The sequence below is a fragment of the Pseudomonas sp. FP2338 genome (assembly GCF_030687515.1).
Taxonomy (GTDB): domain Bacteria; phylum Pseudomonadota; class Gammaproteobacteria; order Pseudomonadales; family Pseudomonadaceae; genus Aquipseudomonas; species Aquipseudomonas salomonii.
The window spans coordinates 4,180,117-4,198,171 of the sequence record NZ_CP117436.1 but is presented as its reverse complement, the minus strand read 5'-3'; the positions used below and the strand labels follow the sequence as shown (position 1 = coordinate 4,198,171).

Genomic DNA, 18,055 nt, shown 5'->3' with positions numbered 1-18,055 from the left:
ACAGCGTATTGAGTAAGGAGTCGCAGCATGAGTCAGGAATGGGATGCCGGTCGGTTGGACAGCGACCTCGATGGCGTAGCTTTCGATACCCTGGCTGTGCGCGCCGGTCAGCACCGCACCCCGGAAGGTGAGCACGGTGACCCGATGTTCTTCACTTCCAGCTATGTGTTCCGCACCGCTGCCGACGCGGCTGCGCGCTTTGCCGGCGAAGTGCCGGGCAATGTCTATTCGCGTTACACCAACCCGACCGTGCGTGCGTTCGAAGAGCGTATCGCCGCCCTGGAAGGTGCCGAGCAAGCAGTGGCTACGGCGACCGGCATGGCCGCGATCCTGGCCGTGGTGATGAGCCTGTGCAGTGCTGGCGACCATGTGTTGGTGTCGCGCAGTGTGTTTGGCTCCACCATCAGCCTGTTCGAGAAGTACTTCAAGCGCTTCGGCATCGAAGTGGACTACGTGCCCCTGGCGGATCTGTCCGGCTGGGACGCGGCGATCAAGGCCAACACCAAGTTGTTGTTCGTCGAGTCGCCTTCCAACCCGCTGGCCGAGTTGGTGGATATCGCCGCGTTGTCCGAAGTGGCCCACGCCAAGGGCGCGATGCTGGTGGTCGATAACTGCTTCTGCACGCCGGCGCTGCAACAGCCGTTGAAGCTGGGCGCGGACATTGTTGTGCACTCGGCCACCAAGTTCATCGACGGCCAGGGTCGTTGCATGGGCGGCGTAGTCGCCGGCCGTAGCGAGCAGATGAAGGAAGTGGTGGGTTTCTTGCGCACCGCCGGGCCGACCCTGAGCCCGTTTAACGCCTGGATCTTCCTCAAAGGCCTGGAGACTCTCAGCCTGCGTATGAAGGCCCACTGTGCCAACGCCCAGGCCCTGGCCGAGTGGCTGGAGCAGCAGGACGGGATTGAGAAAGTCCATTACGCCGGTCTCAAGAGCCACCCGCAACACGCGTTGGCCCAGCGCCAGCAGCGTGGTTTCGGCGCGGTGGTGAGCTTTGAAGTAAAAGGCGGCAAAGACGGCGCCTGGCGCTTTATCGATGCGACGCGCCTGATCTCCATCACGGCCAACCTGGGTGACAGCAAAACTACCATCACCCACCCGAGCACCACCTCCCACGGGCGCCTGGCGCCACAGGAACGTGAAGCAGCGGGCATCCGTGACAGCCTGATCCGCATTGCAGTGGGCCTGGAAGACGTAGCTGACCTGCAAGCTGACCTGGCTCGCGGGCTGGCGGCCTTGTGATCGAGTGGTCCATGGAAACGGCAGCGGCCGGTAACGGCCGTGTTGCGCTGGTGACGGGCGCCGCCCGGGGCATTGGTCTCGGGATCGCGGCGTGGCTGATCAGCGAAGGCTGGCAGGTGGTATTGACCGACCTGGACCGCGAGCGCGGTTCGAAGGTGTCCAGGGTGCTGGGTGACAACGCCTGGTTTATCACCATGGACGTGGCCGACGAGAAGCAGGTCGCCCAGGGCGTTGCCGAAGTGCTCGGCCAGTTCGGGCGCCTGGATGCGTTGGTGTGCAACGCAGCGGTGGCCGACCCGCGCAATATCACCCTGGAAAGCCTCGACCTGGCGTACTGGAATCGCGTGCTGGCGGTGAACCTCAGCGGGCCGATGTTGCTGGCCAAGCACTGTGCGCCGTACCTGCGTGCCCATGGCGGCGCGATCGTCAACCTGGCCTCGACCCGTGCGCGTCAATCGGAGCCCGACACCGAGGCCTACGCGGCGAGCAAGGGCGGGCTGCTGGCCCTGACGCACGCCTTGGCCATGAGTCTTGGGCCGGAGGTGCGGGTCAATGCCGTCAGCCCTGGCTGGATCGATGCGCGTGACCCTGCGGCGCGGCGTGCCGAGCCTTTGACCGATGCCGATCATGCCCAGCATCCGGCGGGCAGGGTGGGCACGGTTGAGGACGTGGCGGCGATGGTGGCGTGGCTGCTGTCGCGTCAGGCGGGGTTTGTCACAGGGCAAGAGTTTGTGGTCGACGGCGGTATGAGCAAGAAGATGATTTACAGTGAGTAGGGCGGGTAGCCGTCTTGAAGCAATTTTGTCTTTTTCAGAAAAACTTCAAGCAGGCTATTGACTTAGGTCCGCTACCTGCGTAAATTTCGCGGCCTCAACGAAGCAAAGGGTGATTAGCTCAGCTGGGAGAGCATCTGCCTTACAAGCAGAGGGTCGGCGGTTCGATCCCGTCATCACCCACCACTTCTTGAGAGTTTTGCCTTCGGGCAAGACGCAACGTTAAAGGTTGCACCGACGCGCAGCGGTAGTTCAGTCGGTTAGAATACCGGCCTGTCACGCCGGGGGTCGCGGGTTCGAGTCCCGTCCGCTGCGCCATATTTTCCAGATTCGATTTATCGGGTTTGAGATTGAACAGCTTGGGCTGATCAGTCAGATGTTTAAAGACGGTTGAGCGTTTAGGCTCAACTGGTCAAGCGATACGCAGCGGTAGTTCAGTCGGTTAGAATACCGGCCTGTCACGCCGGGGGTCGCGGGTTCGAGTCCCGTCCGCTGCGCCATATCTGTTTCAAGGCCCACTGAACGCCTTGGAACACAAAGCAAGCGTTAAGCTGCTTTGACCCGATAGCAAACACCCTGGTCGAAAGACCGGGGTTTTTTGTGTCTGCGATTTGGCTTTATGTGGGAACGGGCTTGCTCGCGAATGCGGTGGTTCAGTGAAAAGTGCTCTCGCTGACACACCGCATTCGCGAGCAAGCCCGCTCTCACAGTTATATTGCCTCAGAAACCCAACTTATCCCGCAGCCCGTAATACCACGCGCCCAGCGCCGCAAACGGTGTGCGCAACAGTTGCCCACCGGGGAATGGGTAATGCGGCAGGTCGGCAAACGCGTCAAAACGCTCTGCCTGGCCTCTCAACGCCTCTGCCAGCACCTTGCCAGCCAAGTGCGTGTACGTCACGCCATGGCCACTGCAGCCCTGTGAGTAATAAATGTTGTCGCCCAGGCGACCCACCTGTGGCAGGCGCGACAGGGTCAGCAGGAAATTGCCGGTCCAGGCGTAGTCAATCTTCACATCCTTGAGCTGCGGGAAGGCCTTGAGCATCTTCGGGCGGATGATCGCTTCGATGTTGGCCGGGTCGCGTGCGCCATACACCACGCCGCCGCCGAAAATCAGGCGCTTGTCACTGGTGAGACGGTAGTAGTCCAGCAAGTAGTTGCAGTCCTCGACGCAGTAATCCTGTGGCAGCAAGGTCTTGGCCAGTTCATCGCCCAGCGGCGCGGTGGTGATGACCTGGGTGCCGCACGGCATCGACTTGGCCGCCAGCTCCGGCACCAGATTGCCCAGGTAGGCATTGCCCGCCACGATGATGAACTTGGCCCTGACCTTGCCCTCGGCGGTGTGCACCACCGGGTTGGCGCCGCGCTCGATGCGCACCGCCGCCGATTGCTCGTAAATCGTGCCGCCCAGGGATTCCACCGCCGCGGCTTCGCCCAGTGCCAGGTTGAGCGGGTGAATATGCCCGCCGCTCATGTCCAGCAGGCCGCCGACATAGTTGTCACAGGCCACCACTTCGCGGATACGGCGCTCATCCAGCAACTCAAGTTGCGTATGGCCGTAGCGCTCCCACAGGCGCTGCTGCGACTCCAGGTGGCCCATATGCTTGCTGTTGAGTGCAGCGAACACGCCGCCGTCCTTCAAGTCACACTGGATCTGGTACTTGGCCACGCGCTCGCGAATGATCCTGCCGCCCTCAAACGCCATCTGCCCCAACAGTTGCGCCTGCTTGGGGCCGACGCTGCGTTCGATCACGTCGATGTCGCGGCTATAACTGTTGACGATCTGCCCGCCATTACGGCCCGAGGCGCCAAACCCGACCTTGGCGGCTTCCAGTACCGTCACGCGAAAACCGTTCTCCAGCAGAAACAGCGCGCTGGACAGGCCGGTGTAGCCGGCGCCGATTACGCAGACATCGGTTTCGACTTCACCTTGCAGCGCCGGGCGTGGCGCAACCGCATTCGCGGACGCGGCGTAATACGACTGGGGGTAGGGGGTGTTCGCCATCCTGGAACCTCTGTTTTATATTTTTTACGAGTGCGCCGATCCTACCTGAGTTGAAAATTGCCTGCCAGCCACCCAAAAATCCCAGGCATGCCTTTCACAAATAAAAAATTCGCATATTCATAGGGTTAGCTGCAAAAAAGATGTTGACACACCTTCGGAATTCCGTAGAATGCCGCCTCACAGCAGGCACGTAGCTCAGTTGGTTAGAGCACCACCTTGACATGGTGGGGGTCGTTGGTTCGAGTCCAATCGCGCCTACCAAACAAAATCCGCTCTGCTGGGCGGTCTAGAAGGGCTCACCGAAAGGTGGGCCCTTTTTTGTTGTCTTGGATTTGTAACACTCCCTTCTCAACACTCCCGCCGTTATCGTTAAGCTTTTACCCGTCGTGTTACTGCTCTTCTGCACGCTTATCAAAGGCCTCTTGGGCGTTCTTGACCGCGTCAGAATATTGGAGCGTCCACCTGTATAACGCACGAAATGGCTCTTCCAGCGTATGCCCCAAGTCGGTAACGCTGTATTCGACGGCGACTTGAGAAGAGGGAATGACGCGGCGCGCCAAAATGCCGTTACGCTCCAGGCGACGCAGGCTTTGCGTGAGCGCTTTTTGCGTTATGCCATCGAGTCGACGTTTGATTTCGTTGAAGCGCAGCGGGCTTTTACACAGCGTTGCCAGTATCAATACGGACCACTTGTCCGCGATCTGATCGAGCAATACCCGGCTTGAGCAATCAGCGGCGTAGACGACTGGAGGGCTCTGGTTTTGTTCCAGCGCCTGAATACCTTGTTCCTGCATGTGGTTTCCTCGCGTAAACCTGAGCACTTATAAGTGCCTTATTGATATTAGGTATACATCTTATACCATGAGGTCTCCTTTTTGCTCGGAGCATCTTTCCATGAGTTCTACCCAGCTCGACTCTCTGTTTCAGCCGTTCACGATCAAGTCTTTGAGCCTGAAGAATCGAATTGTAATGGCCCCTATGACACGCGCTTTCGCCAAGGGCGGTGTGCCTGACGAGCAAATTGCCGCCTATTACCGCAAGCGCGCGGAAAACCAGGTCGGGTTGATTCTGTCTGAGGGGACTGTGGTGGATCGTCCTGGCGCGCGTAATATGTCGGGGATTCCGTTTTTCCATGGCGATGAATCACTCGCAGGCTGGAAGGCAGTCATCGACGGTGTTCACAGTGCCGGTGGCAAAATGGGGCCGCAGATTTGGCACGTAGGGGCCGCGCCCAGTTTCCAGGAGGACTGGGCACCCGCCGGTGGGTTTGAGAGCCCGTCCGGGCTTGCCGGCCCGCAGAAACCACTGGGGCAGGCCATGAATGATGAGGCGATTGCCGACACCATCGCAGCATTCGCCAAGGCCGCCGCTGATTCCCAGCGACTGGGTTTTGATACGGTCGAAATACACGGGGCCCACGGATACCTGCTGGACCAGTTTTTCTGGCCGGGTACGAATGAGCGCGCCGACCGTTTCAATGGTGCAACAATCAAGGAGCGCTCACGGTTCGCAGCGGAAGTGGTCAAGGCCATACGCGCAGCCGTAGGTCCGGATTTCCCGGTGATTCTGCGTCTGAGTCAGTGGAAGCAGCAGGATTACAGCGCCCGTTTGGCGACAACCCCTGAAAGCATGTCCGATTGGCTGGTGCCTCTGGTGGAAGCCGGCGTGGACGTTTTGCATTGCTCTCAACGGCGCTTCTGGGAGGCCGAGTTCCCGGAGCTGGACGGCGAACAGGGTCTGAATTTTGCCGGCTGGGCCAAAAAGCTGACGGGCGCTGCGACTATCAGTGTCGGCTCTGTGGGCTTGTCCGGCGACTTCCTCGGCGCCTTCAGTGGCGAAAGCTCCCAACCGGCAGCGATTGACAATTTGGTCAAGCGATTGGAGAACGAGGAGTTTGACTTGATCGCTGTCGGGCGGGCACTGCTGAGTGACGCGCAGTGGGTAAGGAAAATCCAATCGGGTAACTCGGCCGACTTGAAGCCTTTTAATGTAAAAGACTTGGCCGAGTTGGCCTGAGTTTCGCACCTGCGGCACGTGCAAAACCTTGAGTGTTGAAGGGCTCACCGAACGGTGGGCTCTTTTTTTTGGCTGGAATTTTGGCAATACCTGCCCAGACCGCTTGGCGGGTTACTGCGTTGAAAAGTGGATTAGCAGAAAAGCGTCGCCACCGATAACAGGCAAATAATCTGTGCAAACATCTGGCAGCGTATCTCACCATTTGTTGTCGCCATACTCTTTTGTCCGGCGTACATAGCGTTTGCCTCCGTCGGCAATACTGCGCTGAGCGCTGCGCAGTATCGCGCAGCACTATGCTGAGTATAGGTATGGAACGAGATCCATGCTGTCGAGCCGACTTAAGGTTATTGAGTGCCGCTGGGTTAATGAACCTGGCGCATATCCACCCAGGTTTGCCGCGCCCAAGGCATACTAAGCGGCGATTGAATTCAACCCAGGGAGTCTGTGATGGCATTGGCAATGGAAGTATCGTTCCACGTGACGGCGCAGGAGCGTGAGGCCATCCTCAAGCCGCTGAGGGCTTACAACCGCAGCCACACCGGCAAGATGCCGTCCGAAACGGTCGGCATTCTGCTGCGTGATCCCGCTTCTCAAGAGGTGGTCGGCGGTCTTTACGGCGAGATTGCCTTTGGATGGTTGTTCATTGAGCTCTTGAGCATCCCCGACCAGATGCGCACCCAAGGCACGGGCACACGATTGATGCGTGCGGCTGAAGACTTGGCCCGTGAGCGCGGATGCGAGGGCATCTGGCTGGACACTTTCAGCTTCCAGGCGCCCGGGTTTTATCGCAAGCAGGGCTTCACTGAATTTGGCCACATTGCTGATTTCCCGCCGGGCCATAAACGCCATTTTTTCCACAAGCGTTTGAGCTGAACGCCCGCAAAGCGCCGGGCCATCCGGCGCTAATCACCGACAAGATTTATTGGTTTGCAGCAACAATTTTTCTTGTTGGACACCTCCCGCCCCCAAGCAGCACAGTTGCCGCCACTGACGCTCGACCTTCCAGGTCAACAATAAAAAACCACGTCGGGCTGCACGCCACTTTCATGCTGTGAACCCTTTGTTCACATCCTGCCGTCATGGCGCCGCAGCGCGCATTCTAGGACTTCATCGTCATGCAAACTGTTGTGAACCTATGGCCGTTGATCGGCGTACTTGTCATCGTGGTTGGCTTCGTCCTGCGCTTCAATCCATTGCTGGTGGTGACCGCCGCAGCCATCGCCACCGGGCTTGCCGCCCACTTCCCGCTGGAAAAAATCCTCGCCAGCATGGGTGAAGGCTTCCTTCAGACCCGCGCCCTGCAATTGATCCTGTTGCTGCCCCTGGCCGTCATTGGTCTGCTGGAGCGCCATGGCCTGCGCCTGCATGCGCAGAACTGGATCGCCCGCTTCGAGCGCGCCACTGTCGGGCGCTTATTGATCATCTACCTGTTCGTGCGCGAGTCCACGGCGGCCATGGGCCTCACCAGCCTGGGCGGGCATCCGCAGATGGTGCGCCCGTTGTTGGCACCGATGGCCGAGGGCGCAGCGGAAAAACGCTACGGCAAGCTGCCGGACAAGGTGCGCCACAAGGTGCTAGCGATGTGTGCGGCGACCGACAACGTCGGGCTGTTTTTCGGCGAAGATATTTTTGTCGCCTTTGGTGCGATTGCGCTGATGCACACCTTCCTGCTCGGTTCGGGAATTGATGTGGAGCCGTTGCACATCGCGGTGTGGGGCATCCCGACGGCGATTTGTGCGTTTATCATCCACGCGATTCGCCTGCATCGGTTCGACCGAAGGCTTACCCGGGAGATGACGCCCGTCGCCACCCCGGTGGAGTCTGCGCAATGATCATCTCAATCGAGTACCTGTACTGGCTGGCCGGCATTCTGCTGTTGATTACCGCCGGCATGATCCTGCTGGATCGAACTCACCCCAAACGCTGGTCCAGCGCGGTGTTCTGGCTGTTATTCGCCATTCCGTTCCTGGTCGGGGAGCGCTTGCCACCGGTGGTTATCGGCGTGGGCGTGGTGATCATGGCCTTGATCGCAGGTTTGGGCGGCGTGGGGCGTGGCGCGCATGCCCAGTTGCATGACAAGTCTGCCCGCGCCAGTGCCGGTCGGCTTGGCCACAAGCTGTTTATCCCGGCGTTAGCCATTCCGCTGACCACCGTGATTGGCTCGGTATTGCTCAAGCACACCGAAATCGGCGGTGTGCCGCTGCTGGATCCGAAAAACACTACGTTTGTCTCCTTGGGCATCGGTTGCCTGATCGCCCTCGGCCTGGCCTGCTGGCTGACCCGCGATACACCGGTACAAGCCTTGCGCGAGTCCCGGCGCCTGACCGAAGCCCTGGGCTGGGCCATGGTGCTCCCGCAAATGCTCGCCATGCTCGGCTTGCTGTTCAATGAAGCCGGGGTCGGCACCGCGGTTGCCCATGTCACCACCACCTATATCAACCTGGATTTCAAGCTGGTGGCGGTGATGGTGTATGTATTGGGCATGGCGTTGTTTACGGTGATCATGGGCAATGGTTTTGCCGCGTTCCCGGTGATGACTGGTGGTGTCGGCGTGCCGGTGCTGGTGGGCATCTATGGCGGCAACCCGGCGGTGATGGCGGCGATTGGCATGTTCTCCGGCTATTGCGGCACGTTGATGACGCCGATGGCAGCCAACTTCAATATTGTCCCGGCGGCCTTGCTGGAGTTGCCCGACAAGAACGCGGTTATCAAGGCGCAGCTGCCGACGGCACTGATGATGCTGGTGGTCAATATTGTGCTGCTCTACCTGTTGATGTGAGGCGAGGATGCAAACGTTACTGTTGATGGGCTTCGAGCCCTTTGATCAAGACCCGGTCAACCCGTCCTGGGAGGCCGTGCGCCAGTTGGATGGGATGCTATTGGGTGAGGATGTGCAGATTGTTGCGCGCCGACTGCCCTGTGCATTTGCCTTGGTGGGGGAGTGCCTGGCTGAGTGGATCACCCAATTGCGCCCGGCGATGGTGATCGCTACGGGGCTCGGGCCTGGGCGCGACAGCATTTCCATGGAGCGGGTGGCGATCAACGTTAACGACGCGCGCATCCCAGACAACTTGGGTGCGCAACCCGTTGATACGCCGGTGGTGGTCGATGGGCCGGCCGCGTACTTCAGCACACTGCCGATCAAGGCCATGGTCAAGGCGCTGCGCGAGGCCGGGGTGCCTGCGGCGGTTTCGCAGACGGCGGGCACTTTTGTGTGCAATCAGGTTTTTTACCTGTTGCAGCATGCGCTGGCCGGTACGGGGGTTCGCAGTGGCTTCATCCATGTGCCGAACCTGCCGGAGCAGGTGGTGGGAACCGGGCTGGCATCGATGCCATTGGTGACAACCATTGAAGGCCTGCGCCTGGCGGTGCAGGTGGCATGGAGCACACAGGTTGATGTGGTGCAGGCCGGTGGCCAGGTCAGTTGACCCGGCTCGCGGTGTTCAGGCTTCGCGCCTGGGGAAAAACAACTCAAAACAGGTCACTCCGGCCTCACTGGTGACGCTGTAGCGACCGTTGTGCAGCTGCATGATGGTCGCCACGATCGACAGCCCCAGCCCGTTCGATTGGGCAGAACGTTCCCGCGACTCATCCACCCGGTAAAAACGCTCGAACAGGCGCGGCAAATGCTCGGCGGGAATGGTCTGCCCCTGGTTGCTGACGCGCAGGTGGATACCCTCGGCGTCTGGAATGGCCTGAATCAGCAACTGCGAACTGGGTGCGCCGTACTTGATGGCGTTTGCACATAAATTTGCCAGTGCGCGGCGCAACAGCATCGGTTCGGCCCAGATCAGGCCTTCGCCTTCGGCCTGAATGTGAATATCCACATCGCTCGCCAACCCTTCGAAGTAGTCCGCTATACGCTCCACTTCATCCGCCGCATTCAGTTCCTGGCGTTGGCGCAGTGCGCTGGCCGGGTCGGTGCGGGCGAGGAACAGCATGTTGTCGAGCATTCGCGCCAGGCGTTCGAGTTCTTCGACATTGGACGCCAGCAGTTGCTGGTAGCTCTCGACGTTACGGCTCTGTTGCAGGGCGACCTGGGTTTCTCCCAGCAAGTTGTTGATCGGCGTGCGCAGCTCGTGGGCCATATCGGTGGACACCTGGCCCAGTTGTACAAAGCCCTTGGCCAACCGTTCAAGCATGGTGTTGAAGGCGTCGATCATCGGCAGCAGCTCTTTGGGCGCGCCGTGGCTGTCAAGGCGTTCGGCCAGGTTGCCCACGCCGATGCCCTGGGTGTGCACGGCCAGGCGCCGCAGCGGCACCAGCCCGCGGTGCACCAGCAGGTAGCTGACGATGGCGAGGATGACTGCAGCGATGCTGGCGAGGATAAACACACTCAAGCGATAGCTGGCGAGCATCGCCGTGCGTTCGGTCATCAGGCGCCCGGTGGTGACTTGCAGGCTGCCCAGGTCGCCCGAGGCGATGGACGCGGCCACGGTGGCGAAGGGCACGCCATTGATACCGGGTAAATGGTGCACGTCGGCAAAGCCCAGTTCACGGTTGGTGGGCACAGGCGGCACATCCGGCATTGCAATATTGCCCGGGTTTACCAGTAGCAACGGCTTTTGCCCCGGCGCCGCGATGCTCAGCACCGACTCGCTGTTGCCCAGCATGTTCTGGAACAGCTCCGGCTTGGTCTTGATCAGGTCCAGGGTGTTGCTGTCGTTGAGCAGGTTGCGCAACTGGTCGGCGCGATAGATCAGCGCGGCGTCGTCACGCTTGATCAACTCACGCTCAAGCTCGCGGTACAACGCAACGCCCAAGGTGGCGAGCAGGGCGAAGGCGAGCAGGGCGAAGATCAACGCCAGGCGCAGGGTCAGCGAATAATGGCGGCGGCGGTTCATGGCTGGGTGTCGAAGCGGTAGCCGATGCCCCGCACGCTGTGGATCAACTTGAGCTGGAACGGGTCGTCGATTTTCAGGCGCAGGCGCCGCACGGCGACGTCGACCACATTGGTGTCGCTGTCAAAGTTCATGTCCCAGACCCGCGAAGCAATCATCGAGCGTGATAACACCTGGTCCTGGTGCGTGGCGAACAGGTGCAACAGGGCGAACTCCTTGTTGGTCAGCGTTATGCGCGTGCCGCTGCGGGTGACGCGGCGCTTGAGCACGTCGATCTGCAGGTCGGCGATGTGCAGTTGTTCTTCTTCGCGACTCGGGCCGCGACGCGTTAGGGTACGCAAGCGCGCGACCAGCTCGGCGAAGGAGAAGGGCTTGATCAGGTAGTCGTCGGCGCCCAGTTCCAGGCCTTTGATACGGTCGGCGATGTCATCGCGAGCGGTGAGGAACAGCACCGGCGTGTCGGCCTCTTTGCGCAGGCGGCGCAGCACTTCCCAGCCGTCCATTTTCGGCATCATCACATCCAGCACGATCACGTCGAAGGGCGTTTCCAGCGCCTGGTGCAAGCCGTCTACGCCGTCGCGGGCGAGGCTCACCGAGTACCCCAGTTCCTGCAGGCCATTGAGCAGGTAATTGCCGGCCTTGGGTTCGTCTTCGACTACGAGGATGTTCATGGGAAATGCCCTGGTTCGTTGCGTTGCGCAAGTGTAGCCGGATCAATTGTCACTGGCGCAACCGATGCCTTGTACCTGGTAGTCCAGCACGTGTTCGCGGTCCTGGGAGTCGAGGTATTTGAGTTGCGCCGGGACGATCCCGCACTGGCCGTAGGTGTCGGTGCTCGACAGCACTTTGGCCACGTCCAGGTGCACGAAGAAGCCGGTTTTGTCGTGGATCACGTTAGCGTCGGGGACGGTGTCGGCAGCGAACGCGGTACCGGTGGCAAGCAAAGCGGCAAAGCCGAAAATAAACAGTTTCATGGCAGTAGCTCTCTTTAAGGGTTGGCTGCCGGGGCTGGCAGTGAGTTCACAGTAACCAGGCACCCCAAACAGCCAACCAACAGGATGATGACAAGTTTGTAATGCGTGGCTTAAGGCTGGCGGCCGGACGCTTCAAGGATCAGGTCGGTGATTTCCTTGGCGTGGGACACCAGCGACAAGTGGCTCGACGGCAGTTCGATGGTGGTGGCGTTCATGCGCTTGGCCAGAAAACGCTCCAGGTCCGGGTTGATGGTCTGGTCATTGCTCGACACCGCGTACCACGACGGTTTGGTGTGCCAGGCGGCATTCACCGTGCGGCCGCTGAACAGGGTCTTGGCGATCGGCTGTTGTACGGCGAACAGCTCCAGGGCTTTGGCGCGCGGCACGTCGGCGGCGAAGTACTTGAGGAAGGCGTCCTGGTTCAGCGTCAGGTAACCGTCGTGCTCGACGACACCGGCGCGCACCGGCGTGCTGGGGTACTTGGCAGACAGGGCGACGAAGTCTTCGTTGGCGTCCGGTGCGCGGGCGGCCACATACACCAGTGAGCTGACCTTGGGGTTCGCCCCGGCATCGCTGACCACGGTGCCGGCGTAGGAGTGACCGACCAGCACGGTAGGACCGTCCTGTTGGTCCAGCACGCGGTTGGTGGCAGCGACGTCATCGGCCACCGAAGTCAGCGGGTTCTGGACGGCGGTCACATGCAGCCCGGCGGCCTGCAGGCGCGTAATCACCTCGGACCAGCTTGAGCCGTCAGCCCAGGAGCCGTGCACCAGTACCACGTTGTTGGCCTTGACCGGCGCGACAGTGCCGGCCATGGCGGTGCCGGTGCCCAGCATCAACAGGCTGGCGGCGATCAGGCAGAGTTTGCTAGCAGGTTTCATCGTGCGGCCCTTCATCATCTGTGGGAAGTTGTGCCACCCGATGTGGGTGACTGACGACGCCACTGTATGAAGCGAGGGTGCTGACAAGGCTTACAGGTTCATTACAAACCTGTAATCCAAACGCCAGGTCCGCCAGGTGCTACTGGCGTTTACAAGCGAGAAGGTGACCCGTAGATTGCATCGGGCGAATTATTTGTTACCGCCTATGAGGAAGCCACGCAGTGTCCATCCGAGGTTCAGTTGTGTTTAACCAGCGTTACCGCGCCTTCCTGTTCGATATGGACGGTACCTTGCTCAACTCCATTGCCGCCGCCGAGCGTGTGTGGAGCATCTGGGCTGAACGCCACGGTCTGGAGGCGGCGGCGTTCCTGGCCACCATTCATGGCGCACGCGCCATTGACACCATTACCCGTCAGGCGCTGCCAGGTGTGGATCCCGACGTTGAAGCGCAGTGGGTTACCGAGGCGGAAATCAACGATGTCGAGGGCGTGGTGGCGATTCCCGGTGCTGTCGAGTTTCTGAATAGCGTGCCCGGTGATCAATGGGCACTGGTCACGTCTGCGCCCAAGGAACTGGCGTTACGTCGCCTGGCAGCGGCAGGTATCGCGCCCCCCGCTGTGCTGGTAACGGCCGAGGACGTTGCCAGCGGCAAGCCGGATCCCGCCTGTTACGTGTTGGGCGCCCAGCGTCTGGGTGTGCCGGTGCAGGATTGCCTGGTGTTCGAAGACGCTTCGGTGGGGATTCGTGCCGGGGAGGCGGCCGGCGCGGATGTGCTGGTCGTCACCGCTACACACCTGACGCCGATCGCCACGGCGCATGCCTGCATTAACGACTATCAGCGGCTGCAGGTTCAGCGCGACGCAGAGGGCACGTTGCGCTTGCAGCGCCTGGAAGGCTGAAACGAAAAAGCCGAGCCCGTTATCGGTCTCGGCTTTGTGCGCAGGAAGGGGAATCGGGTGGCGCCTGCAGTCGGCTGTTCTTGATGCCTTGGCGCGATAGCACCATTTCCCTGAGGATTTCATTGGCAAGCCGGGCAATCGCCTCGGGGCCACGGTAGTGCGCGCGCACGATGCCGGTAATCGCGAAATGGTCGGTTTCCGGGCCACTAAGGATGGCGGAAAGGGTGCCGTCAGTGTGTAACGTACAGGTGATCATATAGCTGGGCAAACGCGCCGCCAGGGCCGCTTCGATTTGAGATTTGCTGAGGGTATCCATCTGCGTCAACGCCTTTCAGAAATCGTGCAAGCCCAAGCATAGATTCTGCCGCCGACCTGTAAATACCGGCAGTCTGATAGCAGATTAGCGGCCATCAACGTGCGGTTTTCGGATGCTCACGTTGCGCGGCACGCTGGCATAATTTGCGCAAAATGGCTTTCTGAATAGGCTTCAGGCAGAACACGAACAGATAGCCGCACAAGAACAGTGTCAGGTCCAGCGACGAACGTTTGCCGGGATCGCTGACCGTTTCGATCTCGAACTTCACGCCATATCCCAGCACCACGAAGGCCAGCCCTATCAGCAGGGCGATCCCCCAGGACTTGGATACAAGCGGCTGTTTTGCAATCGGCCTCATCGACGTGCTCCTGAACGCACACTGATGGCAGGGTAATAGTCAGGGAATTCGGCTGCGAATTACGCAACAAGTTCCAGTCGCCAAGACAGTTTCATCTTGCAGCGTAGCTGAAAGTACAGAGCACGCCGGTCATACAGGAACCGCGAGCGTGAGGAAGGGTCTTCGCCAGCCATCACAGTGAACGAAAAGGCTGGCTACTGAGTGAAGCGTCAAGGAGTCTGGTTTTTGTCCGGAGCGGTCAGGCCAGCCTGAATGCGCTGGTAGATCTCCTCGCGATGCACGGCAACGTCCTTGGGGGCGTTGATGCCGATTCGTACTTGCTGGCCGCTGACGCCCAGGATGGTGATCGTGATGTCATCACCGATGTTTATGCTTTCACCAACTTTGCGGGTGAGTATCAGCATGGACTTCTCCTTGATTACTTTTAAGGACACATGTTTCAGACAGGGCAGGTGTCGGATGTGTGTAGCTTACTGCTAAGCGCTTCCCTGTGACTGCCTCTTTTAGGACGCATAGAGGCGACATTAATTCCCATGGCGGCATCATACAGGTCTGCGATACATCATTCGCATTGTTTAAGCCAACGTTTATGACGGCCAGAATAGACAGTGAATGATAAAGTTGCCTCTTTATCCTTAAAGGAGCAGGGCAGTGCGTAAAGTAGCGATGGCAATTGCGGTGTTGGCGTTGGCCGGTTGCGGTGAAGGTAAACCGGTTGACGCCCCCAAGGCCAAGCCTGCCGTGACCGAAAGCCAGCCACAAACCGGGGCGATTGCCGCTCAGGAATGGGACGTGTGGGTAGGCCCGCCCGGCCATAAGCTGCAAGCAATCACCGACCTGACTGCCTGGCTGCTCGAACATGGTTTCAATTTTTATATCGTCAAAACAGACGGCAAGGACGAGGTGTATCTAGGCCCGTTCGCGAGCAAGGCCGAGGCTGAAGCCAAGCAGGCGCTGCTGACCGAAAAGCTCGCACGTGCCAAGAAAAACGATACCGAATCCGAGGTTATCGAGCACAAGGCTGCGCAATAACCGGCAGAGTGGGCGGCAACCCCGCCCACGCTTAACCGCAGGTCTTAAGGTTCACCGGGCCGACAAATTCGTTACCGCGCCCCATCACGCACGCCACAGTCTGGTTGCGCTGGCGCTCCCAGGGTTGCACCGGATAGGTCTTGTTCCAGGCTTCATACAACTGGCGGTCCTGTTTTGACAGGCGCAAGCCGTATTGTTTGCTCATGTAAAAATACGTTCGGGCGATCATTCCGCGAATAGACGGGCGTGGCATGACTTTTTTGGCCTTGAAATCTACCTGGGTCAGGCATGAGCCGTACTGCCCACGTTGCGCCGGCAGCCAACCGAAACTGAAGTTGTTACGGTCGCCATTGACCTCGCCAATGCTTGGCACCAGGTTGTGCAGGTCGGCCTCGGCGCGTTTGAACACATCATCATGGCGCGTGCAGTTTTTGCGCCCGCCGGTTTGCCAGCACTGGCGTTGATGCCCGATCTGCCAGGCCGGGACGATATGTTCCCATTCGATGCGCGCGGCACGGTTGGCGTTTTTACGCGGTACGTAACCGCAGGCTTTCAAATCCACCCGGTTGCCGGTGTATTTACAGCCACAGTAGAACTCCGTGGATTGCGGGGCGTAGAGCTTCCAGGCGACTTTCTTCGCCTCGCTGAAGGTTCGAGGCGCCTGGGCGTGGGCTGTAACGGCAAAAAACAGGCAAAAAACAGCGATAAAACGGCCACTCATTGAATCAATCTTCCTTCGGCACAACCCAGAAAATCTGCACGCCGCCGTCATCCCGGTAGGCGAGGGTGACGTTGTCGTTCTCCGCAATCTCCTCCAGCAAACGCGCCCATTCCTCCTCAGGCTCATCCGGCAAGCGGAAGATCAAGGCAGCCTTGGCTTTTTGGGCATTGGTCGAATTGATGATTTTTTGCACGCGAACGGCAAGGCGTGCGTACGCGTCAGGGGTTGGCGCTGCAGAAGAGGACGTTGCCACGGAGTATTCCTTAGTGTGCTGTACGGGCATACAGTATTTAACTGTTACGATTTTCGCAACTGCTTAAAATTCAGGAGGTTTGTCTGGCAGCGTTTTCAGCGAGGTCATGCAGCGTGGGGAGTTGTATCGAGGTGTAAGAGGAGAGGTAGAAGCGGGTGAACCCGCCTCTACCCGTGTTACCGGGGATCAGTATTCCCAGAACATCCGTTGCAGCTCTTTGCTGTCCTGGGTCTTGGTCAGGGCAACCATCGCCAGAATCCGGGCTTTTTGTGGGTTCAGGTCATGTGCGGCGACCCAGTCGTACTTGTCGTCAGGCTGTTCGGCATTGCGCAGAACGAAACCGCCGGCATTCACGTGAGAAGAACGAATGATCTGCACGCCTTGCTTGCGCAGTTCCTGCAGGGCTGGCACTACCTTGGAAGACACCGAACCATTGCCGGTACCGGCGTGGATGATGGCTTTGGCGCCGGCCTGGGCCAGGGCTTTGACCGCAGTGTCGCTCACGTTGCCGTAACCGTAGGCGATTTCAACGTCCGGCAGGCTCTTGATGGTCTTGATGTCGAATTCGGAATCCATGGTGTGACGCTTGGCAGGCAAGCGGAACCAGTAGGATTTGCCTTCAACCACCATGCCCAACGGGCCCCATGGGCTCTTGAACGCTTCAGTCTTGATGTTGATCATTTTGCTGACGTCGCGACCCGATTGGATCTCGTCGTTCATGGTCACCAGCACGCCCTTGCCGCGCGCGTCTTTGCTGCCGGCAACGGCTACGGCGTTGTACAGGTTGAGCATGCCGTCCGCCGACATGGCGGTGCCTGGGCGCATGGAACCGACTACCACGATTGGCTTGTCGGTTTTTTCCACCAGGTTGAGGAAGTAAGCGGTTTCTTCCAGGGTGTCGGTGCCGTGGGTGATCACGATACCGTCCACGTCCTTGCTGTCGGCCAACTCGGCAACACGGCGGCCCAGTTGCAGCAGGTTTTCGTTGTTGATGCTTTCGGACGCAATTTGCATCACTTGTTCGCCGCGTACGTTGGCGATCTGACTAAGCTCAGGCACGCCGGCGATCAGTTGTTCGATGCCGACTTTGGCCGCCTGGTACGTGGCACTGTTGGCCGCACTGGCGCCGGCGCCAGCAATGGTGCCGCCGGTGGCGAGGATCACCACGTTGGACAGTTTGGTCTTGCTTTCAACTTCCTTTGCCTGGGCGGCAACGGGGAACAGCAGCAGAAGGGCGAGGGCGCCCGGAACAAAAGTCTTCAGTGCAGATTTCATTATTTTTCTCTCTGGTTTTTGATGAGTGCTGTAGCAGGTTCATCGAGAACACCCGGGCCGTTCTGAATGCCGCGAGGTGCATGGAAAGAGCAGGATTTGTACCAAGCCCAGGATGTTCGCAGTCATAAATTAACGTGTTGATTTAAAACAACTTATATTGAATTTCAAGATGAGTGGGCAGCGTGCTCGTCCGGCATTCCGAACAGCAAGGTGGTATTGCGTTCGGTTGTCCGGAAACCATGATGGAATATCAATGGTGGGTGTGTGACTTGGGCGCCATAGCCTGTCGTTTTAGACAACGACGGGGAGAAGCTGAGGTTTAATCCTGCGACCTGCAGAGTGTAAGGGAAGGTAACGGAGCGCCTGGATGAAAGACGCTTTTCACCCGTTGACAAATCTCGACAAGGTTCTCATAGTTTGAACAACGCAAACGTTTGCGAGATGTTTCACAGTGCAAGCGTTGCTCACAATAA

General features: G+C 59.3%; 21 protein-coding genes and 4 tRNA genes. 13 read left to right on the top strand and 12 right to left on the bottom strand.

Features of this window, described 5'->3' with window-relative positions; all coding sequences use genetic code 11:
- Window positions 1-27 precede the first annotated feature (27 nt).
- The 5 genes from PSH96_RS18940 to PSH96_RS18920 all read left to right on the top strand — a co-directional run bounded on the left by PSH96_RS18940 (window position 28) and on the right by PSH96_RS18920 (window position 2,512).
- Window positions 28-1,239 carry an O-succinylhomoserine sulfhydrylase gene (locus PSH96_RS18940; RefSeq protein WP_017138747.1) on the top strand — a complete coding sequence of 404 codons (1,212 nt, stop codon included), beginning with the start codon at window positions 28-30 and terminating at the stop codon, window positions 1,237-1,239.
- Between the two features lie 11 nt (window positions 1,240-1,250).
- Complete coding sequence (locus PSH96_RS18935; protein WP_058419757.1) at window positions 1,251-2,015, top strand: SDR family oxidoreductase; 765 nt, start codon at window positions 1,251-1,253, stop codon at window positions 2,013-2,015.
- Between the two features lie 107 nt (window positions 2,016-2,122).
- Window positions 2,123-2,198 (top strand) — tRNA-Val (locus tag PSH96_RS18930).
- A 55-nt stretch (window positions 2,199-2,253) separates the two neighbouring features.
- Window positions 2,254-2,330, top strand: a tRNA-Asp gene (locus PSH96_RS18925).
- A 105-nt stretch (window positions 2,331-2,435) separates the two neighbouring features.
- Window positions 2,436-2,512, top strand: a tRNA-Asp gene (locus PSH96_RS18920).
- Window positions 2,513-2,732: 220 nt separating this feature from the next.
- Here PSH96_RS18920 and PSH96_RS18915 read toward each other — a convergent pair.
- Window positions 2,733-4,016, bottom strand: coding sequence for an FAD-binding oxidoreductase (locus PSH96_RS18915; protein ID WP_305454301.1), 1,284 nt, complete (start codon window positions 4,014-4,016; stop codon window positions 2,733-2,735).
- 184 nt (window positions 4,017-4,200) lie between these two features.
- Here PSH96_RS18915 and PSH96_RS18910 point away from each other — a divergent pair.
- Window positions 4,201-4,277 (top strand) — tRNA-Val (locus PSH96_RS18910).
- Window positions 4,278-4,405: 128 nt separating this feature from the next.
- Here the strand turns inward: PSH96_RS18910 and PSH96_RS18905 are convergent.
- Window positions 4,406-4,810, bottom strand: coding sequence for a helix-turn-helix domain-containing protein (locus PSH96_RS18905; RefSeq protein ID WP_305454300.1), 405 nt, complete (start codon window positions 4,808-4,810; stop codon window positions 4,406-4,408).
- A gap of 100 nt (window positions 4,811-4,910) precedes the next feature.
- Between PSH96_RS18905 and PSH96_RS18900 the strand changes: the two genes are divergently transcribed.
- The 5 genes from PSH96_RS18900 to pcp all read left to right on the top strand — a co-directional run bounded on the left by PSH96_RS18900 (window position 4,911) and on the right by pcp (window position 9,460).
- Window positions 4,911-6,032, top strand: coding sequence for an NADH:flavin oxidoreductase (locus tag PSH96_RS18900; RefSeq protein WP_305460108.1), 1,122 nt, complete (start codon window positions 4,911-4,913; stop codon window positions 6,030-6,032).
- 447 nt (window positions 6,033-6,479) lie between these two features.
- On the top strand, window positions 6,480-6,905 hold the full coding sequence (locus PSH96_RS18895; RefSeq protein WP_305454299.1) for an N-acetyltransferase: 426 nt from the start codon (window positions 6,480-6,482) through the stop codon (window positions 6,903-6,905).
- 242 nt (window positions 6,906-7,147) lie between these two features.
- Window positions 7,148-7,864 (top strand): DUF969 domain-containing protein, encoded by a 717-nt coding sequence (locus PSH96_RS18890; protein WP_305454298.1) that lies wholly within the window; start codon window positions 7,148-7,150, stop codon window positions 7,862-7,864.
- Complete coding sequence (locus PSH96_RS18885) at window positions 7,861-8,811, top strand: DUF979 domain-containing protein (RefSeq protein ID WP_138451949.1); 951 nt, start codon at window positions 7,861-7,863, stop codon at window positions 8,809-8,811. The genes PSH96_RS18890 and PSH96_RS18885 overlap by 4 nt, the downstream gene beginning before the upstream one ends.
- 7 nt (window positions 8,812-8,818) lie before the next feature.
- Window positions 8,819-9,460, top strand: coding sequence for a pyroglutamyl-peptidase I (gene pcp / locus PSH96_RS18880; protein WP_305454297.1), 642 nt, complete (start codon window positions 8,819-8,821; stop codon window positions 9,458-9,460).
- Between the two features lie 15 nt (window positions 9,461-9,475).
- On the opposite strand, the gene PSH96_RS18875 is transcribed toward pcp, so the two are convergent.
- The 4 genes from PSH96_RS18875 to PSH96_RS18860 form a co-directional block, all read right to left on the bottom strand.
- Window positions 9,476-10,876: a heavy metal sensor histidine kinase gene (locus PSH96_RS18875; protein WP_305454296.1), complete on the bottom strand. Its 1,401-nt coding sequence runs from the start codon at window positions 10,874-10,876 to the stop codon at window positions 9,476-9,478.
- A complete protein-coding gene (locus tag PSH96_RS18870; protein WP_065911817.1) occupies window positions 10,873-11,544 on the bottom strand; it encodes a heavy metal response regulator transcription factor in 672 nt (223 codons plus the stop codon). Before PSH96_RS18870 ends, PSH96_RS18875 begins: the two co-directional genes overlap by 4 nt.
- A 42-nt stretch (window positions 11,545-11,586) precedes the next feature.
- Complete coding sequence (locus PSH96_RS18865) at window positions 11,587-11,847, bottom strand: DUF2790 domain-containing protein (RefSeq protein WP_305454295.1); 261 nt, start codon at window positions 11,845-11,847, stop codon at window positions 11,587-11,589.
- 110 nt (window positions 11,848-11,957) lie between these two features.
- Window positions 11,958-12,728 carry an alpha/beta fold hydrolase gene (locus tag PSH96_RS18860; protein WP_138814692.1) on the bottom strand — a complete coding sequence of 257 codons (771 nt, stop codon included), beginning with the start codon at window positions 12,726-12,728 and terminating at the stop codon, window positions 11,958-11,960.
- A 221-nt stretch (window positions 12,729-12,949) separates the two neighbouring features.
- Between PSH96_RS18860 and PSH96_RS18855 the strand changes: the two genes are divergently transcribed.
- Window positions 12,950-13,627, top strand: a complete 678-nt coding sequence (locus PSH96_RS18855; protein ID WP_305454294.1) for an HAD family hydrolase — start codon at window positions 12,950-12,952, stop codon at window positions 13,625-13,627.
- A gap of 19 nt (window positions 13,628-13,646) precedes the next feature.
- Here PSH96_RS18855 and PSH96_RS18850 read toward each other — a convergent pair whose 3' ends face one another.
- From PSH96_RS18850 to csrA, 3 genes are all read right to left on the bottom strand, one after another.
- On the bottom strand, window positions 13,647-13,943 hold the full coding sequence (locus PSH96_RS18850) for a hypothetical protein (protein WP_305454293.1): 297 nt from the start codon (window positions 13,941-13,943) through the stop codon (window positions 13,647-13,649).
- 94 nt (window positions 13,944-14,037) lie between these two features.
- Complete coding sequence (locus tag PSH96_RS18845) at window positions 14,038-14,301, bottom strand: hypothetical protein (protein WP_305454292.1); 264 nt, start codon at window positions 14,299-14,301, stop codon at window positions 14,038-14,040.
- A gap of 209 nt (window positions 14,302-14,510) precedes the next feature.
- Window positions 14,511-14,705, bottom strand: a complete 195-nt coding sequence (gene csrA / locus PSH96_RS18840) for a carbon storage regulator CsrA (protein ID WP_003192511.1) — start codon at window positions 14,703-14,705, stop codon at window positions 14,511-14,513.
- 262 nt (window positions 14,706-14,967) lie between these two features.
- Here csrA and PSH96_RS18835 point away from each other — a divergent pair, with 262 nt between their 5' ends.
- The gene (locus tag PSH96_RS18835; protein ID WP_069786629.1) at window positions 14,968-15,333 is read left to right on the top strand and encodes an SPOR domain-containing protein; all 366 of its coding nucleotides are present in this window, start codon (window positions 14,968-14,970) and stop codon (window positions 15,331-15,333) included.
- Between the two features lie 31 nt (window positions 15,334-15,364).
- On the opposite strand, the gene PSH96_RS18830 is transcribed toward PSH96_RS18835, so the two are convergent.
- The 3 genes from PSH96_RS18830 to PSH96_RS18820 all read right to left on the bottom strand — a co-directional run bounded on the left by PSH96_RS18830 (window position 15,365) and on the right by PSH96_RS18820 (window position 17,582).
- Window positions 15,365-16,054 (bottom strand): endonuclease, encoded by a 690-nt coding sequence (locus PSH96_RS18830; RefSeq protein WP_200432885.1) that lies wholly within the window; start codon window positions 16,052-16,054, stop codon window positions 15,365-15,367.
- A 4-nt stretch (window positions 16,055-16,058) separates the two neighbouring features.
- Window positions 16,059-16,307, bottom strand: a complete 249-nt coding sequence (locus PSH96_RS18825) for a DUF1654 domain-containing protein (RefSeq protein ID WP_017138765.1) — start codon at window positions 16,305-16,307, stop codon at window positions 16,059-16,061.
- Between the two features lie 186 nt (window positions 16,308-16,493).
- Window positions 16,494-17,582 (bottom strand): asparaginase, encoded by a 1,089-nt coding sequence (locus tag PSH96_RS18820; RefSeq protein WP_305454291.1) that lies wholly within the window; start codon window positions 17,580-17,582, stop codon window positions 16,494-16,496.
- Window positions 17,583-18,055: the final 473 nt, after the last annotated feature.

What these genes read in the sequence shown, in the direction of transcription:
- PSH96_RS18940 (WP_017138747.1), top strand. Translation starts at nt 28, where the DNA reads ATGAGTCAGGAATGGGATGCCGGTCGGTTGGACAGCGACCTCGATGGC.
- PSH96_RS18935 (WP_058419757.1), top strand. Translation starts at nt 1,251, where the DNA reads ATGGAAACGGCAGCGGCCGGTAACGGCCGTGTTGCGCTGGTGACGGGC.
- PSH96_RS18915 (WP_305454301.1), bottom strand. Translation starts at nt 4,016, where the DNA reads ATGGCGAACACCCCCTACCCCCAGTCGTATTACGCCGCGTCCGCGAAT.
- PSH96_RS18905 (WP_305454300.1), bottom strand. Translation starts at nt 4,810, where the DNA reads ATGCAGGAACAAGGTATTCAGGCGCTGGAACAAAACCAGAGCCCTCCA.
- PSH96_RS18900 (WP_305460108.1), top strand. Translation starts at nt 4,911, where the DNA reads ATGAGTTCTACCCAGCTCGACTCTCTGTTTCAGCCGTTCACGATCAAG.
- PSH96_RS18895 (WP_305454299.1), top strand. Translation starts at nt 6,480, where the DNA reads ATGGCATTGGCAATGGAAGTATCGTTCCACGTGACGGCGCAGGAGCGT.
- PSH96_RS18890 (WP_305454298.1), top strand. Translation starts at nt 7,148, where the DNA reads ATGCAAACTGTTGTGAACCTATGGCCGTTGATCGGCGTACTTGTCATC.
- PSH96_RS18885 (WP_138451949.1), top strand. Translation starts at nt 7,861, where the DNA reads ATGATCATCTCAATCGAGTACCTGTACTGGCTGGCCGGCATTCTGCTG.
- pcp (WP_305454297.1), top strand. Translation starts at nt 8,819, where the DNA reads ATGCAAACGTTACTGTTGATGGGCTTCGAGCCCTTTGATCAAGACCCG.
- PSH96_RS18875 (WP_305454296.1), bottom strand. Translation starts at nt 10,876, where the DNA reads ATGAACCGCCGCCGCCATTATTCGCTGACCCTGCGCCTGGCGTTGATC.
- PSH96_RS18870 (WP_065911817.1), bottom strand. Translation starts at nt 11,544, where the DNA reads ATGAACATCCTCGTAGTCGAAGACGAACCCAAGGCCGGCAATTACCTG.
- PSH96_RS18865 (WP_305454295.1), bottom strand. Translation starts at nt 11,847, where the DNA reads ATGAAACTGTTTATTTTCGGCTTTGCCGCTTTGCTTGCCACCGGTACC.
- PSH96_RS18860 (WP_138814692.1), bottom strand. Translation starts at nt 12,728, where the DNA reads ATGAAACCTGCTAGCAAACTCTGCCTGATCGCCGCCAGCCTGTTGATG.
- PSH96_RS18850 (WP_305454293.1), bottom strand. Translation starts at nt 13,943, where the DNA reads ATGGATACCCTCAGCAAATCTCAAATCGAAGCGGCCCTGGCGGCGCGT.
- PSH96_RS18845 (WP_305454292.1), bottom strand. Translation starts at nt 14,301, where the DNA reads ATGAGGCCGATTGCAAAACAGCCGCTTGTATCCAAGTCCTGGGGGATC.
- csrA (WP_003192511.1), bottom strand. Translation starts at nt 14,705, where the DNA reads ATGCTGATACTCACCCGCAAAGTTGGTGAAAGCATAAACATCGGTGAT.
- PSH96_RS18835 (WP_069786629.1), top strand. Translation starts at nt 14,968, where the DNA reads ATGGCAATTGCGGTGTTGGCGTTGGCCGGTTGCGGTGAAGGTAAACCG.
- PSH96_RS18830 (WP_200432885.1), bottom strand. Translation starts at nt 16,054, where the DNA reads ATGAGTGGCCGTTTTATCGCTGTTTTTTGCCTGTTTTTTGCCGTTACA.
- PSH96_RS18820 (WP_305454291.1), bottom strand. Translation starts at nt 17,582, where the DNA reads ATGAAATCTGCACTGAAGACTTTTGTTCCGGGCGCCCTCGCCCTTCTG.